The 18,467-nt window shown below is 60.5% G+C and carries 15 protein-coding genes; 13 read left to right on the forward strand and 2 right to left on the reverse strand.

What is annotated here, in order from left to right:
* Positions 1–10: 10 nt before the first annotated feature.
* Together AC57BR_RS04750 and AC57BR_RS04755 are read right to left on the reverse strand one after the other, a co-directional pair.
* Complete coding sequence (locus AC57BR_RS04750) at positions 11–979, reverse strand: aldo/keto reductase (RefSeq protein ID WP_496358601.1); 969 nt, start codon at positions 977–979, stop codon at positions 11–13.
* A gap of 81 nt (positions 980–1,060) precedes the next feature.
* Complete coding sequence (locus tag AC57BR_RS04755; protein WP_496358602.1) at positions 1,061–1,948, reverse strand: helix-turn-helix transcriptional regulator; 888 nt, start codon at positions 1,946–1,948, stop codon at positions 1,061–1,063.
* A 154-nt stretch (positions 1,949–2,102) separates the two neighbouring features.
* Between AC57BR_RS04755 and AC57BR_RS04760 the strand changes: the two genes are divergently transcribed.
* From AC57BR_RS04760 to AC57BR_RS04820, 13 genes are all read left to right on the forward strand, one after another.
* Complete coding sequence (locus tag AC57BR_RS04760; protein ID WP_496358603.1) at positions 2,103–3,326, forward strand: MFS transporter; 1,224 nt, start codon at positions 2,103–2,105, stop codon at positions 3,324–3,326.
* Positions 3,327–3,373: 47 nt separating this feature from the next.
* Positions 3,374–4,225, forward strand: a complete 852-nt coding sequence (locus tag AC57BR_RS04765; RefSeq protein ID WP_496358604.1) for an SDR family oxidoreductase — start codon at positions 3,374–3,376, stop codon at positions 4,223–4,225.
* A gap of 29 nt (positions 4,226–4,254) precedes the next feature.
* Positions 4,255–4,584 (forward strand): carboxymuconolactone decarboxylase family protein, encoded by a 330-nt coding sequence (locus tag AC57BR_RS04770; RefSeq protein WP_496358605.1) that lies wholly within the window; start codon positions 4,255–4,257, stop codon positions 4,582–4,584.
* A gap of 24 nt (positions 4,585–4,608) precedes the next feature.
* On the forward strand, positions 4,609–5,493 hold the full coding sequence (locus tag AC57BR_RS04775; RefSeq protein WP_496358606.1) for an aldo/keto reductase: 885 nt from the start codon (positions 4,609–4,611) through the stop codon (positions 5,491–5,493).
* Positions 5,494–5,657: 164 nt separating this feature from the next.
* Complete coding sequence (locus AC57BR_RS04780; RefSeq protein ID WP_496358756.1) at positions 5,658–6,338, forward strand: SDR family oxidoreductase; 681 nt, start codon at positions 5,658–5,660, stop codon at positions 6,336–6,338.
* Between the two features lie 28 nt (positions 6,339–6,366).
* Positions 6,367–7,131 carry an SDR family NAD(P)-dependent oxidoreductase gene (locus tag AC57BR_RS04785; protein ID WP_496358607.1) on the forward strand — a complete coding sequence of 255 codons (765 nt, stop codon included), beginning with the start codon at positions 6,367–6,369 and terminating at the stop codon, positions 7,129–7,131.
* Between the two features lie 79 nt (positions 7,132–7,210).
* Positions 7,211–8,326 carry an FAD-dependent monooxygenase gene (locus AC57BR_RS04790; RefSeq protein WP_496358608.1) on the forward strand — a complete coding sequence of 372 codons (1,116 nt, stop codon included), beginning with the start codon at positions 7,211–7,213 and terminating at the stop codon, positions 8,324–8,326.
* A 616-nt stretch (positions 8,327–8,942) separates the two neighbouring features.
* Positions 8,943–9,680 carry a hypothetical protein gene (locus tag AC57BR_RS04795; RefSeq protein WP_496358609.1) on the forward strand — a complete coding sequence of 246 codons (738 nt, stop codon included), beginning with the start codon at positions 8,943–8,945 and terminating at the stop codon, positions 9,678–9,680.
* Positions 9,681–9,769: 89 nt separating this feature from the next.
* Positions 9,770–10,861 carry a hypothetical protein gene (locus AC57BR_RS04800; protein WP_496358610.1) on the forward strand — a complete coding sequence of 364 codons (1,092 nt, stop codon included), beginning with the start codon at positions 9,770–9,772 and terminating at the stop codon, positions 10,859–10,861.
* Between the two features lie 190 nt (positions 10,862–11,051).
* On the forward strand, positions 11,052–11,879 hold the full coding sequence (locus AC57BR_RS04805; RefSeq protein WP_496358611.1) for a hypothetical protein: 828 nt from the start codon (positions 11,052–11,054) through the stop codon (positions 11,877–11,879).
* Between the two features lie 957 nt (positions 11,880–12,836).
* Positions 12,837–16,385 (forward strand): ATP-binding protein, encoded by a 3,549-nt coding sequence (locus AC57BR_RS04810; protein WP_496358612.1) that lies wholly within the window; start codon positions 12,837–12,839, stop codon positions 16,383–16,385.
* Between the two features lie 90 nt (positions 16,386–16,475).
* A complete protein-coding gene (locus AC57BR_RS04815; RefSeq protein WP_496358613.1) occupies positions 16,476–17,135 on the forward strand; it encodes a hypothetical protein in 660 nt (219 codons plus the stop codon).
* Positions 17,128–18,360, forward strand: coding sequence for an exonuclease domain-containing protein (locus tag AC57BR_RS04820; RefSeq protein ID WP_496358615.1), 1,233 nt, complete (start codon positions 17,128–17,130; stop codon positions 18,358–18,360). The genes AC57BR_RS04815 and AC57BR_RS04820 overlap by 8 nt, the downstream gene beginning before the upstream one ends.
* The last annotated feature ends 107 nt before the right edge of the window (positions 18,361–18,467 follow it).

Consider the following 18,467-nt stretch of genomic DNA (forward strand, 5'->3'; position numbering starts at 1 on the left):
AGCCATTCGGTCAGTATCCGACGGGCATCCTGAGGGTGTAGGGCTCTTCCATGGCTTTGATTTCCTCCTCTGTCAGGTGCACGTCAAGGGCGGCGACGGCGTCGGGGAGGTGGTGTTCCTTGGTCGCGCCGACGATCGGTGCGGTTACTACGGGGTTGTTCAACACCCACGCCAGGGCGACGTGCGCCATGGGGATTTCCCGTGCCTGTGCGATCTTTTGAACTGCGTCGGCAATGGGTTTGTCGGCGTCGCTAAAGCTGCGCTCGGCCACGGGGTCGTTAGCTGACCGTTCGGTGTTGCCGCCCCACGGTCGGGCGAGTCGTCCCTTGGCGAGCGGGCTGTAGGGGATGCTTCCGACGCCTTGGTCAGTGAGGAGTCCGAACATTTCACGTTCCTCTTCACGGTGCATGAGGCTGTATTGATCCTGCATGGACACGAACCGGGTCCATCCGTGGAGATCCGCTGCGTGCTGGATTTTGGCGAACTGCCAGGCCCACATAGCGGATGCGCCGATGTATCGGACCTTGCCGGCCTTCACGAGATCGTGCAGGGCCTCCATTGTTTCCTCGACAGGGGTCTCGGGATCAAAGCGGTGGATCTGGTAAAGATCGACGTAGTCGGTGCCCAGCCGCGTGAGGGAGGCGTCGATTTGCTCCATGATGGCTTTGCGTGAGAGGCCGGCACCACCGGGTCCGTCGTGCATTTTGAACATCACTTTGGTGGCGAGGACGACGTCCTCGCGGCGGGTGTACTTCGTGATGGCCCGGCCCATGATTTCCTCGGCGGTACCGAATCCATAGATATTTGCGGTGTCCCAGAACGTGATGCCCAGCTCGACCGCCTGCCGGAAGATCGGCGCGGCCGCGTCGTCGTCCAGCGCCCAGTCGGTAAATCCGCGGGAGGAATCACCAAAACTCATCCCTCCAAGGGCGATACGGCTGACTTTCAGGCCGGAACGGCCAAGACGGGTGTACTCCATAGAGTTTCCTTTCAATGGCGCACGAGACCCGGGTCGGGGCGCGGTGCAACCGGGTGGTGTGAGGCAACTAGCTGCGGGCAGTTACGGGCTTTCTGCAGTTGCTGCCGCCGTGGATTCGGTGTTCTGCTGGGTTGCGGCCCAGCTGGAGAGCAGTTGCAGGGCGTCGTGGGACGGCGATCCTGGTTCGGCGCTGAACGTGATGAGCATCAGGCCGGGATCGGCCGTGAGTTCCAGGACTTCGAAGTCCAAGGTCAGTTCTCCCACGGACGGCAGGTGGATACGTTTTGATCCGCTCTTGTGCTGGTGGACGTTGTGCGCTGCCCACCGCATGCGGAATTCGTCGCTGCGGGTAGAGAGCTCACCGACGAGGTCCGAGAGCTGGCGGTCGTGCGGGTCGCGTCCGGCGGCGGCCCGCAGCATGGCGACGCATTCATTCGCCGCGCGGTCCCAGTCGGGTGCGAAGTCCCTCCCCCGGGGGTCCAGGAAGATGAACCGGGCCTGGTTCGGCGGCAGGATCGCGGTGTCGAACTGGGCGGCGTAGAGTGCCCGGCCCATCCGGTTGGCAGCGATGATGTCGAGCCTGCCGTTCTGAACGATCGCGGGCAGGTCAGTCATCGCGTCAAGCATCCGCTGCACGGTCCGGCGGACGCGCTGCTCCGAAGCACGTGGGCGCCGGGGGCGGACACTGTTCTCCGACGCGCGGACCAGGTCCCTCAGGTGCCGCTCCTCGACGTCGTTCAGGCGCAAAGCCTGGACCAGGGACTCGAAGATGCTCTCGGAAACGCCACTGAGGTTTCCGCGCTCGAGCCGGCTGTAGTACTCGACGCTGACCTGGGCGAGCATCGCGACTTCTTCCCGGCGCAGCCCCGGCACCCGCCGCCGGCCATAAGACTGCAGGCCAACCTGCTCGGGCGTCAACCGGGCCCGGCGGGAGGTCAGGAACTCCTGAATGTCATCTCGGATGCTCATGCCTTCAACGGTATGCCGGAGGCCCGGGGCGTAGCCATGCCCTGTCAGTACATGGCTTAGGCGGGTCTGTTTACGCCCATTTGGTCCGTGGTCTCGTAGATATAGACGGCGATCAAGCGCCGACCTCCCCCCTCACGAAGCGAAGGTTTACCCCATGCCCTCCACCACCAAGAAAGCCAGGCTGCCGCTGGTTGTGCTGCTCCTGGCCATCGGCACGTTCCTGATGAGCACCACCGAGTTCGTCATCGCGGGCCTGCTGCCCAATATGGCATCAGACCTCGGTGTCAGTGTGTCCCAGGCTGGGCTGCTGATCACCGCGTTTGCCATCGGCATGATCGTCGGTGCCCCCACCATTTCCGTCGCCACCATGCGTCTGCCCAAACGCCTCACCCTTATCCTGTCCCTGCTCCTCTTCGCGGCCGGCCACATCGTTGCCGCCCTGAGCCCGGCGTTCGAAATCGTGCTGATCGCCCGCGTCATCACTGCCCTGGCCACCGGCGCCTTCCTGTCCATCGCCGCCGTCGTGGCCACCTCCGCGGCCGGGCCCGCGAACGCTTCCCGCGCCATGGGCGTGATGATGAGTGGCATGGGCCTGGCGATCGTGGCCGGCGTGCCTCTGGGCTCCTTCATCGGCCAGGCCATCGGCTGGCGCGGTATCTTCTGGGCCCTGGCCATCCTCGCCGCCCTCGCCGCCGTGGTTATCGGTAAGTTCGCTCCCGCTGAAGCACACCAGGAAGTCATCACCCTCCGCTCCCAGCTCGGCGTGCTGCGCGAGGGCAAGCTGTGGCTCGTCCTGGCCACCACCGCACTGGTCTCCGGAGGATTCCTCGCCGCCTACAGCTACATCTCCCCGCTCCTCACCGAACGCACCGGCATCTCCGAAGCGGCCGTGCCGCTGCTGCTCGTCGGCTTCGGCATCGGCGCCCTGCTCGGCACCATCGTGGCCGGACGAACCGGGGACCGCAAGCCGCTGGCCACGTACTTCGCCATCGGCGGCGGATCAGCCCTGGTACTCCTGCTCATGATCCCGCTCTCCACCTTCGTCGTCCCGACCATCGTGCTGGTCATCCTGCTCGGCTTCACCGGCATGGGCGTCACCGCCATCGCCACCCCACTGGCCGTCCGCTTCGGACACTCCGGCCCCTCGCTGGCCGCAGCCCTGACGGTCTCTGCCTTCAACGTCGGCATCGCCGCCGCGACCTGGCTCGCCGGCCTCGCCCTCGACTCCAGCCTCGGCACCACCGGCCCGTCAATCGTCGGCGCAGCCATGGCCATCCTTGGCCTGATCCCGCTGATCATCCTGGCCCTCATCCGCGCCACCCGGACCACCACCCCGGCCCCGGCGGCCGCGGAGCTCGAAGACGACGTCCTGGTCTGAACCGGGACAACCCGTCAGCAGCCATCCCAAGAAACAAAGGATTAGCAATGACTGAGAACAGAAAAGTCTGGATGATCACCGGCGCAGGCCGCGGCATGGGCGTCGACATCGCCAAAGCCGCCCTCGCCGCGGGCCACCAGGTTGTCGCGGCCGGCCGTAACACGGACGCCGTAGAGAACGCCCTCGGCGCATCGGACGACCTGCTCATCGTGAAGCTGGACCTCACGAAGCCCGGGGACGCCGAAGCAGCTACGGCCGCGGCGATCGAGCGGTTCGGCCGTATCGATGTCCTGGTGAACAACGCCGCGAACTTCTATGCCGGGTACTTCGAGGAAACCAGCGACGCGCAGGTCCGCGCCCAGCTCGAAACGAACCTGTTCGGACCCATGAACGTCACCCGCGCCGTCCTGCCCATCATGCGCACACAGCGCAGCGGCCACATCATCACGATCTCCTCGCAGGCAGGCATCGTCGGCGGCGAATTCATCGCCGCGTACGCCACCAGCAAATTCGCTGTTGAAGGGTGGATGGAATCGCTGCGCTACGACCTGGAACCCTACGGAATCCGGACCACCATCGTGGAGCCCGGCTTCTTCCGCACCGAGCTTCTCGTCGAGGACGCCTCCACCATCTGGGCCGAACTTTCCATCGACGACTACGCCGACCGAACCGCAGCAACAATCCCGGGATGGCGGGAGATGAACGGCCAACAAGCCGGTAACCCCGCGAAGCTCGGCACCGCCCTGGTCAGGATCGCCGGCGAGGACCACCCCCCGCTGCGATGGGTTGCCGGAGCCGACGCCGTTGCCGTCATCGAACAGAAAGCCCGCGACATCCTCGCCCAGATCGACGCCCACCGTGAGCTCTCCTGCTCGCTCTCACACGACGAGACCCTCTAAACACCCGCCCCACAGAAAAAGGACACCTCATGTCCGACAAGAACACGCAATCCGACATGGAGAAGTTGTTCGGCGGCTTCGCTCCGAAGCTCGTCTCCCTCACCGATGACGTGCTGTTCGGGGACGTCTGGGAACGCGAAGGGCTCTCTCCTCGTGATCGGAGCCTCGCCACGATCGCCGGCCTCATCGCCGCCGGAAACATCGACCAGCTGAACTGGCACATCCCCTACGGCATCCAAAACGGCCTCACCGAGACCGAGATCAAGGAAGCCATCACCCATCTGGCGTTCTACGCGGGCTGGCCCAAGGCCGTCTCCGCGATGAACGTCGCCAAGAGCATCTTCAACAACCAGTCCTAGACGCTACGAAGGAAGAGAAGAATCATGCCTGAAAAGAACCCGTACGTCACCTTGAACAATGGTGTCCAGATGCCTGCCTTGGGCCTGGGCGTCTACCAGAGCTCACCGGAAGACACGACAGCCGCGGTCGACGTCGCGCTGCGGGCCGGTTACCGTCTGATCGATACCGCCGCCGCGTACTTCAACGAACGCGAGGTCGGCGAGGGCATCCGCCAGTCCGGCGTCGACCGGTCGGAGATCTTCATCGAGACCAAGCTCTGGATCAGCGATTACGGCTACGACGAAGCCTTGCGCGGCTTCGAGAAGAGCATCGGCAAACTCGGCGTTGACCAGGTCGACCTGCTGCTGCTGCACCAGCCCCTCGCCGCAGACTTCGAGAAGACCATCGCCGCCTACCAGGCGATCGAAAAGCTCCTCGCCGACGGCCGAGTCCGTGCCATCGGTGTCTCCAACCAGACCCCGGCCCAGCTCGAGGAACTCATCGCCCGCACCAGTGTGGTGCCCGCCGTGAACCAGATCCAGGTCCACCCGTATTACTCCCAGCCTGAATGGCGGGCGGCCAACACACGCCACGGCATCCTCACCCAGTCCTGGTCACCCATCGGCGGCTCCTACATCTACGGCGATTACGAGAAGAACCCGCTCGAGGACCCCGTCATCACAGAGATCGCCGCGAAATACGCGAAGACCCCGGCCCAGGTCATCCTCCGCTGGCACCTCGAGCACGGCTTCTCCGCCATCCCGAAGTCCGTCAAGGCCCACCGCATCGCCGAGAACTTCGACGTCTTCGACTTCACCCTCAGTCCCGAGGAGGTCGCTGCCATCGATGCACTCGACACCGGCGTGCGTGGCGGCCCTGACCCCGACTCCCTGACCCTCGAGAACTACGGGTTCCCGATCCCTGCCTGACCCGACGGATCCGGGCGGGGCCGGTTCGACGTCCCGCCCGGGCCCGCGCCACCAGGAACCTAAGGAAGGACCGCCACCATGGCCCGTATCTTCATCCCCGGTTCAACCGACGGGCTCGGCCTCGCCACGCGCGTACGCTCATCGACGCGGGCCACGAGGTCCTGCTGCACGCGCGCACCAGGGAACGCGCCACAGCCCTCGAAGATCTCGCCCCGCAAGCGGCCGGGATCGTGATCGGTGACCTGTCGAGCGCCGCCGAAACCCGGGACCTGGCCGGGCAGGTCAACAAGCACGGGCGGATGGACGCCATCATCCATAACGCCGGCGTCTACCTCTCACGGCAACGTATTGCCACCCCCGAGGGGCACTCCCAGACACTTGCCGTCAACGTGCTCACCCCCTACATCCTCACCGCCCTGATCGAACGGCCGGACCGGTTGATCTACGTCAGCAGCGGCATGCACCACAGTGCCACCGGAGACCTGCAGGACATTGACTGGACCAGGCGGGGCTGGGACGCGGGAGCCGCCTACTCCGAGAGCAAGCTCCACGTCTCGGCACTGTCCGCCGCCGTTGCCCGGCACTGGCCCGCGGTGCTCAGCAACTCGGTAGACCCCGGCTGGGTCCCCACCAAAATGGGCGGCCCCGGTGCGCCGGATGACCTGGCCATGGGCCACGACACCCAAAGCTGGTTCGCCGTCAGCAATGACCCCGCCGCCCTAGTCTCCGGCAACTACTGGCACCACCGCCGACAGCGGACGCCGGCACCGGAAGTCACAGACCCGGACTTCCAGGACAGGCTCATCGACAAACTCGCCGAACTCACCGGCATCACACTCTTCTGAAAAACAAACCACCATGAAGGAACACAGCATGCAGTTGGAAGGCAAAATAGCCCTCGTCACCGGCGCAGGCACAGGCATCGGCCGCGGAACAGCCCGCCGCCTGGCCGAGGAAGGCGCGTTCGTCTACGTCACAGGCCGGAACCTCGAACCCCTCGAGAAGGTCGCCGCAGACATCGGCGTGCGTGCCCGCGCCGTCCGCGCGGACGTCACCAACAAAGCCGACATGGACCAGCTCGCGGACCTCATCCGCAAAGAGCACGGCGGACTGGACACCATCTTCGCCAACGCCGGCGGCGGCCACCCCATCCCCCTGGAGCAGATCAGCACCGAAGACTTCGACCGGCAATTCGGCGTCAACGTCAAAGGCGTCCTGTTCACCGTCCAAGCCATGCTGCCCGTGCTGCGCGACGGAAGCTCCATCATCATCAACACCTCCATCACCGCCGACATGGGACTGGCGGACTTCAGCGTCTACGCCGCCACCAAAGCCGCGGTACGATCCTTCGCCAAAAGCTGGACAACAGACCTCAAACACCGCCGGATCCGCGTCAACGGCGTCAGCCCCGGCGTCATCCCCACCGAGGCCTACACCACCGAGCTCGGCATGACCGAAACCCAAGTCCAGGAATACATCGACCTCGTCACCCCCGAGGTCCCCGCCGGCCGGGTCGGCACCGCCGAAGACATCGGCGACGCCGTGATCTTCCTCGCCTCTGATGCCAGCAGCTACATCACCGGCATCGACCTCGTCGTCGACGGCGGCATGACCGCCGTCTACGCAGGCAAAGCCTGACCCCTCGCTGCGGCCCGCGACCCGAGCGGGCCGCAGCAACTTCACAGCAGCCCACCCCCACAGGAGACAGGAGACCCGCGTGCCCGCAGACGGCCGCCCTACCACCAGACTCACCGACAATCCCAGCTCACCCGGCACGGCCCTCGTCGTCGGGGCGTCCCTTGCAGGGCTCATGACTGCTCTGACGCTCTCCAGGACCGGCGTCCACGTCACCTTGCTCGAACGCTCCGATGACACCGGACGCACAGGAGCTGCCCTCCACGTCCAGGACGGTCTCCTCGAACGCATCACCGGCCTCCCCACCTCCCAGGTGCCCCAGCCGCTCGCACCCGGGATTCAAACCTGGTTCGCCGTCCATCGCGCACTCCGCGCCGCAACAGAAACAAACCCCCTCATCGAACTGCGACAAAACACCACCGTGCGCAAAGTCGACCAGGACGCACATTCCGCCTTGGTCCATACCTCAGACAGGCAGAGGATCACCGCGGACATCGTGATCGGGGCCGACGGCCACCGCAGCACCGTTCGCCGGCACATCGCACCAGAACACCCCGATGCCACCTTCGCCGGCTACGTCATATGGATCGGCATCGCGGATGAACCAGCCATCAGGGCCGGGCGCTGGCCACAAGACGTCGCTTTCCTCGGCGACAATGACAACACGCTGCTGGGCTACCCGCTCCCGGGCGCCGAAGGTTCTCACGCCCCTGGATCGCGCCGCCTGGGCTGGGCCTGGTACGACTCCAGCAGAAACGGGCTGCTCCGTTCCACCGGCAGCGTGGACGGCTCAGTGGTGCGACACTCGCTCATGCCCGCCGGCATCCCCAAGGCGACCTTCCAGGAACTCGCCGCACAGGCCCGCGAGCTGTTTCCCTCACCTTGGAAAGACGCGATCCTCGACAGCATCGAACGGCGTGCCGTCATCGGCACCCCCATCGCCGAATACGTGCCCACGCGCCTCGCCAACGGCAGGGTCGCCATCGTCGGGGACGCCGCCCACGTTCCAACCCCCATGACAGGCAGCGGCTTCGCCGAATCCCTCTACGACGCCGAAGCCATCGCCGACGCCATCGCAGATTCAGGCAGCACCGCCACAGCACTACGCGACTACGAGAACGCACGACTCCGCAACGCCCGGAACCTGGTGCAATCCGGACAAGGCTTCAGTCGCTCCTTCGCCCGACGCGCAGCCTGAGGACTTGTATTGTCGTCCTAGAAAGTACACCCCAACCTGACGTCAGGTAACTGCCTAAAAGGCGTCAGAGTAGAGTCTGTTTTCGTTTTAGCTGACGCATCCCAGCGAAAGTCTTAGATCTCAAACTGACACGTGTGGTTGCGTAGGACGGTCCCCCATCGCGACACCTCATTGCCACTCCCCTAGCGCAATCTCTTGCCGTGATTGCTGCCCTCTCAATGAGCGTATGCCCTGCCCGAGAAACTGCCCGCTGGCGGTGCCCTAAGCGCCACACTGAAGTGGCTGCCGACCATTTGGTCTGCTCCCCCGAAAGCATCCCCATGGCACTCTGGTCACCACGAAGCCTCCCCACGTTTACGGTTTGCACAGAGGGGGCCAACGCCAGGCCCTGTCGTTGCCCATTGACGTTCCTGCTGTCGGCGTTTCAGGGTGAGTGGCGCGGCCGCATTGGAGAACTTGCGAAACAAGAAGGACCCCGCCTCAGCGGAGTCCTTCTTGTTTGTACTTCTAAGCCCCAAGGTGCCTAACGCCGAAGCGACAGAGGGACGTTATCCGTTGGGGAACCTCTGTGTACTACTCTACTGGGGTGTCTCCCACTAATCAAAGCGCCACATCTATGAGCCGAGCGACCGCAGAAGACTGGCTCTCGGCCGGCCGATTCAGTAAGTATTTGAGCTACGCTCGGGGGGACGTGGAGACTGCCCTTTCTTTGTACAACTGGAATGCCGAAATGACGTCTGCGTGCCTGAAAGATCTTGGCCATCTGGAAGTGGCGATTCGCAACGCTTACGATCGCGCCCTCAGTGGACGCTATCCCAGTTGGATCATGGCACAGCCAGGTGCACAGCCTGCTGGGAGCTTGTTCGCTCCTGTCCCAGTTGTCCGGCGCAAAGCTGAATACGCAGCTAAATTGAACAGTGAAGCGGTGAAGCTTCTTCTCAAAGCACAACGCGACGCCGGGCGGGATGGACATGTCGTCCACGGACGGGTCCTGGCCAACCTCAGCTTCGGGTTCTGGACCTTTTTGACCGAGCCGCTTCGAGCAAACCGCCTCTGGAATGGTCTCCTCTCCGACGCGTTTCCCTCGGGAGACGAACGGAGTTGGGTCCACCCGCGAATGGAGCATCTAAACCTGTTCCGAAATCGACTTGCTCATCTTGAGCCCACCTTTGCGACAACCACCGCCTTGGGCCGCAATCTGCGCGAGCTCGGTGAGTTGCTCACTGCCGTGTCCCCCGAAGTGGCGAAATGGACGAAAAAAAATTCACGTGTCTATGCGCTTGCCAGGGAAGGCAATGCCTTGGGGGTGCTTCGGGTTCGTACGGCGGACACGTATTTCGGTGACAAACTCTAAGTGCTCCCTCAGCCGGAACATCGCCATGCATCGACTCCATAGCGCGGGTTCTTCATCCGAGCCAGAAGCCAGCCACTTAGAGAAAGACGATGACCGAGCGCACAGAACTCATCACCAGCGCAATTGACCAAGACGCAAATTTCGCGGGTCGGGTCATCAGTTCGATTAAAATGCACCCCGTGGTGGCATTTTGTATCAGTAGCTACTTCTCACTCTTCGTGCACGAGGGACATGCTCGCCTTAGTGAGGTGTCCCCTCAACTCGTCTTGCCTTTGTCTCCCATTGCCCGCAGCGTGGCAGCGCGATCTCGCCATAGTCTGAAGTTTTTCGAGGACACCAAGAGGGGTCTTGACGGACAGATCTCCTACTTTGAAAAAGAAATACTTCCTGCCCACGAAAGAGAATTTACCGGGAATACTTGGCTACCGTTCGCCAGGAAATGGGAAACTGACCTCGGCCTTTATCGGTACGACGGGATGTTAGTGTCTACCACTCATTCGGCGACCTACGCCTTCGGTCTCGACCCCAGAACCATGTTCGCAGCAGGCGCTGGCCAGGAGCTGACAAGAATCACTTCTGAATTCGGTAACTACTTTGCTCAGCTCGGAGCCACACTGGATTCGGGCGCGGAGTCCTTCCTCAGCTACGTTGACGTGGCATCGTTTGGAAGCCTTGGCGAAGACGTTCAAAGTTGGCACTATTACAGGCAGATCTTCAACGGGGCGACAACACCGAGCATTAACTGCCTCCTGAGTGTCTTTCAATCCTCTATGAATTTCGTTGATAGGATACTGACCACCAAAAGTTCTCTCAATTCAACAGAATACAGCCCCTACAAGATTCGGTTCCTGACGGCATATCAGATTCTTCGGAGCTTGGAGATTCTCAGAACGGAACGAGCCTCCGAGTTGACGGTGGAATCCTTGGCATCGATGGACGGCATCCTGAGCACGAGCGAAGCCCGGATGGTGCTCGATCCCACGGCCAGGCCTTTCCGCAACACACTTATGCACTACGGGCCAGATAACCGAACAGATATTTCCTCGGTAGACAAAAGTGATCTCATCGGTTCGTTGGTCCCACTGTGTTATTCGGGTATTTCCGCAGCGCAATTTTCCGTTATCGTAGACGAGTGCGTCTCACACACTGCGGCTGGGCTGAATAGTTGGGCTGCAAGGTGAATTTCGACATGCCTTTCTATAAAAAACTAAGCGCCGGTGAGTACAGTGCGGCAGCTTTTTAGCAGTTGTAAGTGGTCATCGCTGGGCTCAATCTGAGCGGCGGAGAAACGTAGCAAGTCTGAAACTTGCTTTTGCCACGCGGGGTACGGCCGGGCCAGACCCACGCAGATGGCTCTCCCGGCCATTTGCCGTGCCCGATTCGAATATCCTGACCTACGTGAGAACACAGAGGACGGACGCCGAGACCTTGGATGCGCTGCGAGAGCAAATCGACTTTCTGCACTTGTCATGCCGCGGTTACGACGAGGGGTTCGCATCAGAAGCGAAAAGGATTGCAACCGTCCTGCGGGTCTTGCTTCACCGCTCGAAGGCTTCACATGCCCTCCTCGCCCAAGCCAATTTGCTTGAGGGACTCTACCTACTCGACTCTGCGGGAGAAGTCTCGGCTGCGCCCATGGAGTCCACTTTCACTCTTACCGGCGTTCGAATGGAAGCGATCGGTGACCATGAGGCATTCAAGAACTCCTACATACCTAAGTTCAAGAAAGGAATGCCATACGCCCAGCCCGACTTCCGCGAACAGGTGCACCAGTTGCTTAACGGGCGCAAGGCACCTCGGGCCCCAGGTATGCACCTGTCCTTTGAGCGCTGGTGGACGCAAAGTGTCATCAATGCCATGGGACGTGCTTACACGCGGAGGGACCTCGTCCTCATCACCGCAAACCAGGACGGGGGCGCACACGTCGATCCCAGAGTTGATACGGATTACTACGACTTGACCCGCCTGAACGCGCTTGGCATCTATGCGGGTGGTGACAATGAGAGGATTCAGCTCATGTGGGGCATGTCCGAGCCGCAAGTCACCGATGCGCCAGACGTCGAATTCACCTCGCCAGGATCGCCGGTGCCGGCCTCGCTGCGGCAGATCGCGTGGGAATTCACAACCACGCTCGACGCACGCTACCCAGAACTTCGACTAGACACTTCTGAATCGTCGACGATACAAAACATGCCATAGCGAAGTTCTGCCCCATCAATCTGCCAAGCGTCACTGGCCTTCTTGTACGCGCCGACGGGTCTACTGACGGCCGAAGGCCTTCAACGGCTCCCACCAGCGGCGACCTCCCGTCAATACACGCTTGAGGCGGTCAGCGGGGAAGATCGACCGTCCTCGCTGTCAGCGACCACGAGACACGGTCCACAGGGGCCGCGTAACGCTCAGCTTGGCACCTTCATGCCACCCGCGTGGCAGGAACTAATGACGACTGACACTTTTCTTGGGGGCTGAGTTTCCGCTCGCATAACTTCTGCATCACTGTTCTCTCTTCCAAACATGCCCGCAAAGAGCAGAAACACGACGAGTAGAAGGAAGATCGTGCTAAGCGCCACGAACCACGTTATGAGAAGATTGGGTTGGTCGCTAATTACAACCCAGAGGCACAGGAGTATGGACACAAGGCCGGCACCAACGGTCCCCTCTGTCCACTTTTGCAATCGCCTTCGCCACTTGCGGCGACTAATATTCGAGGGGCTCCAATCGATCCTCGAGTGCAACGAGAATCAGCATTGCCGGTATAACCTGAGCCAGTAACCCCGCAGCATCCTTATCTATTTCCATGAGGTGAGGATATGCGTTCCCACTGACGCTTTAGCACCTTTCCTAGGTAACTCGTGCTGTCATGGACTCGCATCATCGCTCCGAAACTTACACCGGTTAGAGTTTTCTGATGCGTACGTTGCTTGCGACGGCAGCGCCGTTTAGTGCCATCCTCAATCGCTTGGAGAGTTCTGACGGTCGCCCAAAGTCCTGGTTGTCAGCCTAAGTTCCTTTCATCCAGCAATGAGGTCCGCAAATCCTCTTTGTTGCGCGTCATGGATTCCGACACGCAACAAGGACGTGCCAGCTACTTTTGGGACAGGATTCAACACGCACCGGATTCATCGCTGCTTGAAGCAGATCCATAGACTTGAACCAATGACCGGCGCAGGGGGGCTTGGGGAGACGATGACCCTGATAAGTAGGATCGAGCACGCGCTCGATCAAGGTGTGGACCATAACCTGTTTGAGGACGCAGCTACAGCCCTGCTCCAAAGCCGGTATCCGTGGCTGTCGCCCGTCGAAGCAGGCCGTGATCTTGGGCGTGACGGAGACCTGTATCGCGTGAACCCAGATGACCCGTACAGTCGTGGACGGCTCCTCGCTACGACCGGTGATCCCTTGGCGAACCTCAAACGTAGCCATAAGAGTTGGAGAAAAGAACAGGCTGAGGGAGAGTTCCGCGTTGACGCGCTCGTCATTGCAACATCGAAGAATTTAACAGGAACGTCCCGCAAGAGACTGGACGAATACTGCCGGCTAAACAAGCTGCCTCTGCCTGAATGCTATGCCCGCAAATGGCTCGTGAATGCTCTGAAAAATGATGCCGCGTGGCGGGAGCGGCTGATCGGAGTCAAAGGTCGACTCGACTCCTTGGTCCCGGTATCCCAAATGATAGAGGATGAGGCGCCGTCGCTCCTTGGTCGCGATAGCCTACTGCACGCTCTCCAGAGCCTCGTGGACCAGGGGAAGGACGTTGTGCTCACAGGTGTCGCCGGTGTGGGTAAGACTCGTATCCTCACAACGTTGAACGAAGCGTACCTGGTTGAGCCCCTTGCCCGGCCGCATCTGTTCGACGATTTGATCCAGCTTTCTCCAAAGACCGTCGTGGTTGACGACGCGCATCTGCACGGCGATTTGCTCGCAGAAATTGCACAGATTCGTGTCCAAGAGGGCCTGACTTTTTGCACCATAGCCACCTGCTGGCCAGATGATGTGGAAAGCATCGCTTCGCCCCTTAACACTCCCGTCACGCTTACTCTTGAATTGCTACCGAGAACGACCGTCGACGAGCTCATCCGCATGTCTGGGGTCACCGCTGTTCGGGCCAGACAACTCATCCTCGATCAAGCAGAGGGCAGAGCAGGATGGGCCCTAACACTCTGCAAGGCATTTGTGGATAGCAAAGGAGCGCAGGTCATTACAGGTGAGGCGCTGCTGGATAACGTCATCCGGCACCTGCGCCAAGGCAGCGAGGATCCCCTTGCCATCGACGTGCTTGCTGGCATCGCCGCCCTAAACGGGGCCAACGCAGATGACCTCGAAAAGCTCGCCCGTCTTCAAAACCGTCCGCTACCGCTGCTCATGAGTTCCCTGAGAGGGCAGGCCACTCGGGGAATCATAGAAAATCGTGGTGGTAGCTGGCATCTGCAGACCGCATTGCGGGCCCCGCTAATCAGTCGCTGGTTCTTTGCTCCAGCGCCCTCCCGAACATGGAGATCACTCACAACTGCCTTCCCGGAACGCATAACCGATCTGACAGCGGCCTTACTCCACTCTGCAGCAACCACTGGCACAGTTGATGCAAAAGGGACAGCACGTGAGTGGGCGCGCTCCCTCCCTGAAGTCCAAGAATGGAATGAAGATACGCTCAAACTGCTCCGAAAATTTGCCCTTCTTGATGAAGAAGCCGCCGATTTCGCTGCTCGCGGGGCCAGGACCATGCTGGCCCTAGAACGGGCCCCGATCATCATCTGGGAAACAAGGTATGACCCCAGAGGTGACGCCGCGAAGGCGGTTCTGCGACTGTCCGCGAATACTTGGTGCAACGAAGAAGGTGTCCATGGCCTCCTAGACCTCGCGCTAGACGACGCTAAGTCCCGGCACAACCGATCCGACGACCCTTTGCGGATCTTGGGCGCTGTGGCCACCCACTTGGACCCCGACCGGGGCTCAATTTTTCCTATCAGGAAAATATTGCTCGGCCACTTGTGCAGCTGGCTGAAGGACGACTTGAATGCCGGAGAGCGTTGGACTGTCTTCGTTGAGGCGGTGAAAGATGTGCTCTCCCCGACCGCCGAGGGTGCATGGTCCGAACCAGCACAGTTCCGCTCATTCACAATGGCCCACTACATAGAGCCGGCGGGGCGCCTAAAGAATCTGGTGACACTGTGGAGTCGGAAAGTCACCCCGCTGCTGAGGCAGTCACGCGCATCAATCGGAGGGCCACAGCTAAAACTCTTCGTGGAACTCGTGGGAGACTGGCTCAGAATTGCAGCTGGCATCGGTCCTGGCACATCTGAGGTCAACGCAGATCAACGTCAAGAGGCCCTAGTGGGTTCATGGACCATGATCAACGACCTTCAACCCCTGCTCAATTCGCATCCCGGAGCTGCACATTTGGTCGCCGAAACAATAGCTCTTGCGCGCGACTGGGACTTAGAACCGTCAGAGCCCTGGCCCACTATCAATCTCGACCATGATTTTGAGTACCTTGTGGGTTATCGCGACCGCGAATTGTCCTTCAAGGATTGGGAAACACAGCGCCAGGACGAAGCAAAAACGTTGGCCGACGGCCTGCTGACGCTCGGTCCGGAGCAAGGAACTCAGCGATATGTCGAACTGACACAATTGGCAACCGAAGTCGGGATCCACCATGACGGTCGGCTCCTGCCACTATTCATCTCAGAGCAGACCTCGAACCCACTCGGTTGGTTGAAACAGTCACTTGCTGCCGACTCAAACGACCTGTCCTACCACTTAATTTTGGAATCCCGGAAGCGCGGGCTCGCTGTTGACCTGCCCCTGATACAAAACGGTCTGGACAGCGCACACACACGTGCGGCCGTCATCAGGGGCGTTCTGGCAGATGGAATCATCGACGCGGGCTCAAAGTTCATCATCGACTCTCTTGAATTCGACGATGCTCACCACATCGAAGCCATTGTGACGGGCGAAACCGCCAAGCCAGTATTCCGAGTTCTGTTAAATCATGAAGTTTCCCAGATTCGCGCCCAGACTGCCTTAGCATTTTCGATCGGGGGCAAGTTCGGTCCCGTAATACCTGAGGGGTGGCTTCCTCCGTGGCGTGCCGCCCTTCTTGAGGCAAGCCCCGCGACCACCACCGGACACGCCAGATGGAGGCTGATCGAGATCCTAAAGGCCGGCCGGGCCGATGACTTATCACTCTGCGCCGATTGGTTCATCCTTCATTTTGACGATCTATCAAGAGCTTCAACCGAAACAAACGACGAGTTCATGGACCTCGCCCGGGGACTCCCTAGAGCCCAACGCGCTGAGATATGCCGCACGCGCACGAACAACGGATTCCACGGCGCAATGCTGAATGCTCTCATCGGTCATGATGGGGAACTAGCCACCACACTTCTCGGGCAGGGAGCCATAACTATCGACGAAGCACTGGACGCGCTCTCAGGTGAACGTGATTCAGGAGTGAAGTTCCTTGCGCCAGTACTGCTGGAAGCGGGAGTACCACCACGGCGCATAGCCCAGCGGATTTACTGCCACCGCTCCTGGTCTGGCGATGAATCCATTGCGATTGCTGAAGATATCGAATGGTTCAAGAATCTGGCCACCCAAGATGAACGCCTACGGACAGTCAGCCAAATTGCTATCTCGGAACTCACAGCCGAATACGATCGGGCTTTAAACGAAGAGAAACGCGAAGCAATCCGGGGATGGTCATAAGTCAGCCACCGTGTCCAACCCCACCATGGCAAATTCTGTCGTAGTGCACACATATGATGAGGGTCGTCGTCTAATCATGGGGGTATAAGAATGGCAACTCAGGACCCTGCCGTACACGGGATCGCAGTCCTGGACATCCACGAAGGCCGCTGGGCCCTGTGGCAGGTTTCAACAACGCCGCTGACAGGTTCGTCCAAGGCTGCGTCAACGAACGCCGTGGTCACCGACGGCTTTGACGAAGGAGTCTTTCGCAGCCTTTCATACAAGCGTCCCGTCATGATGACGGCCAGGGCTCAAAAGCATTGCCAGGAACCGGTTGTGCTCGAGGCTCTCGCTTTCGATCCTGACGCCTTCCTTGCCGACTGCGCATCGTGGATCGACCAGCTTCAGGATCTGTTTTGGCAAGAAAATGAAGGCCGTGCGGCATACAACGCCGACATGTTGAATGCCCGCAAGGAGGCTAAGGTCGCTGGTCGGCCGCTCCCCGAATATCAGCGCAGGGCTCCGTTGCAGGACATAGATTGGCCTGCCCCGCCGCACCCGAACGTTTGGCAAAGCCATGTAGATTGCGAAGATGCCGTCAATCAGGAGGCACTTAGGGTCGCGAATGGTTGCATTCAGCTTCTTAATTATTGGCTTGAGATCGAAGGCGACCGCTTGCGCAAGTCACGCACCTACTTCAATGGACTTGGCGGGCCGACTCTGCGGCCTTGGCCCGTTCCCGTGAACGGAGTAGTGCTCCATGACTGAGCCCATGTTCGCAGTCATTGACGTGGAAACGACAGGTCTCTTCACATCAATGAACCACCGCGTGGCAGAAATTGCTGTCGTGCGCGTCAATGCTGCCGGTAGGATCGTGGATCGCTGGGAAACTTTGATCAATCCTCAACGAGACCTCGGACCCCAAAGTATTCACAGAATCGGTGCCGCGGAAGTACTTGATGCACCGACCTTCGCGGAAGTCGTGCCGGCCCTCAGTGACGTTCTGCAGGGATGCATCATGGTTGCACACAACCTGAGGTTCGATTCCGACTTCCTTGCGTATGAATTCGCAAGGGCAGGCGCAGCCATTCCCGATGACTTCCTGCGTGGCCTGTGCACGATGCGGTTGGCACACGACTATGTCATTGGAAACGCACGCTCGCTTGAGCACTGCTGTGAATTCTTCAGCATCGAGAATTATCAGGCCCACTGCGCCGGTGACGACGCTCAAGCCGCTGCAGGGTTGCTCGGTCGCTATATCGATCTGGACCCGGACCGCTACGAGTGGGCCGAGGCGCTGGAGGCAGCTGAAACGACCTCATGGCCAGCACGTACCCGTCCATCGTCCGCCTTCGTTCCGCACAAGCGCCAGGTCGGCGCAGCGATTGAAAAGCACTTCCTGTCCAGGATCACGGCGCATATGCCTGAATACACGGGCCCCGAGGAACACGATCAGTACCTGGCCCTTCTGGGTCAGGCAATGTTGGATCGCCACCTCTCGGTGCATGAAGCGCGAGCCCTTGTGCGCTTAGCCGACGAACTAGGCATTAGCCAAGATCGTTGCCGGAAGCTGCACGCGTACTACATTGAACAGCTTGCTCTGGCTGCGTGGGCCGACGGCGTAATCACGGTTGACGAACGAGAGGACCTTTACGGAGCCGCTGCCCTTCTGGACGTTGCTTCCTCGATCGTCGACCTTGCTTTGGCCCATCCACCACAGCCCCGGTCCTCAGATGCGGCGGTTCCAGCCAAAATCGCTGCTGGTTCAACCCTTGTTCTCACCGGGACGATGAGCCGTGAACGGAGTGAACTCGCCAGTTTCCTTACCGAAATGGGCTACGTCGTTGCAGAACGGGCCACCAAGAAAACTCATCTGGTGATTGCGGCCGATCCTGACACGCTGTCCGGCAAGGCGGCCAAGGCACGCCAGTACGGCATACCTGTCGTGGCGGAAAGGTATCTCTACGATGTGCTGGGAGTTCCGAGTTTCTGAGTGGGAGCAGCTGATGCCACATGCCCTGCATCCAGGAGAATTTTGCTTGCCGCCCTGATCCTTTACGCCGATAACAGCGCATATGTCGCCCTGGTTTCAGGCCGGCT

The sequence above is a fragment of the Arthrobacter sp. BGA-UO-ETr-C19 genome (assembly GCF_059568005.1).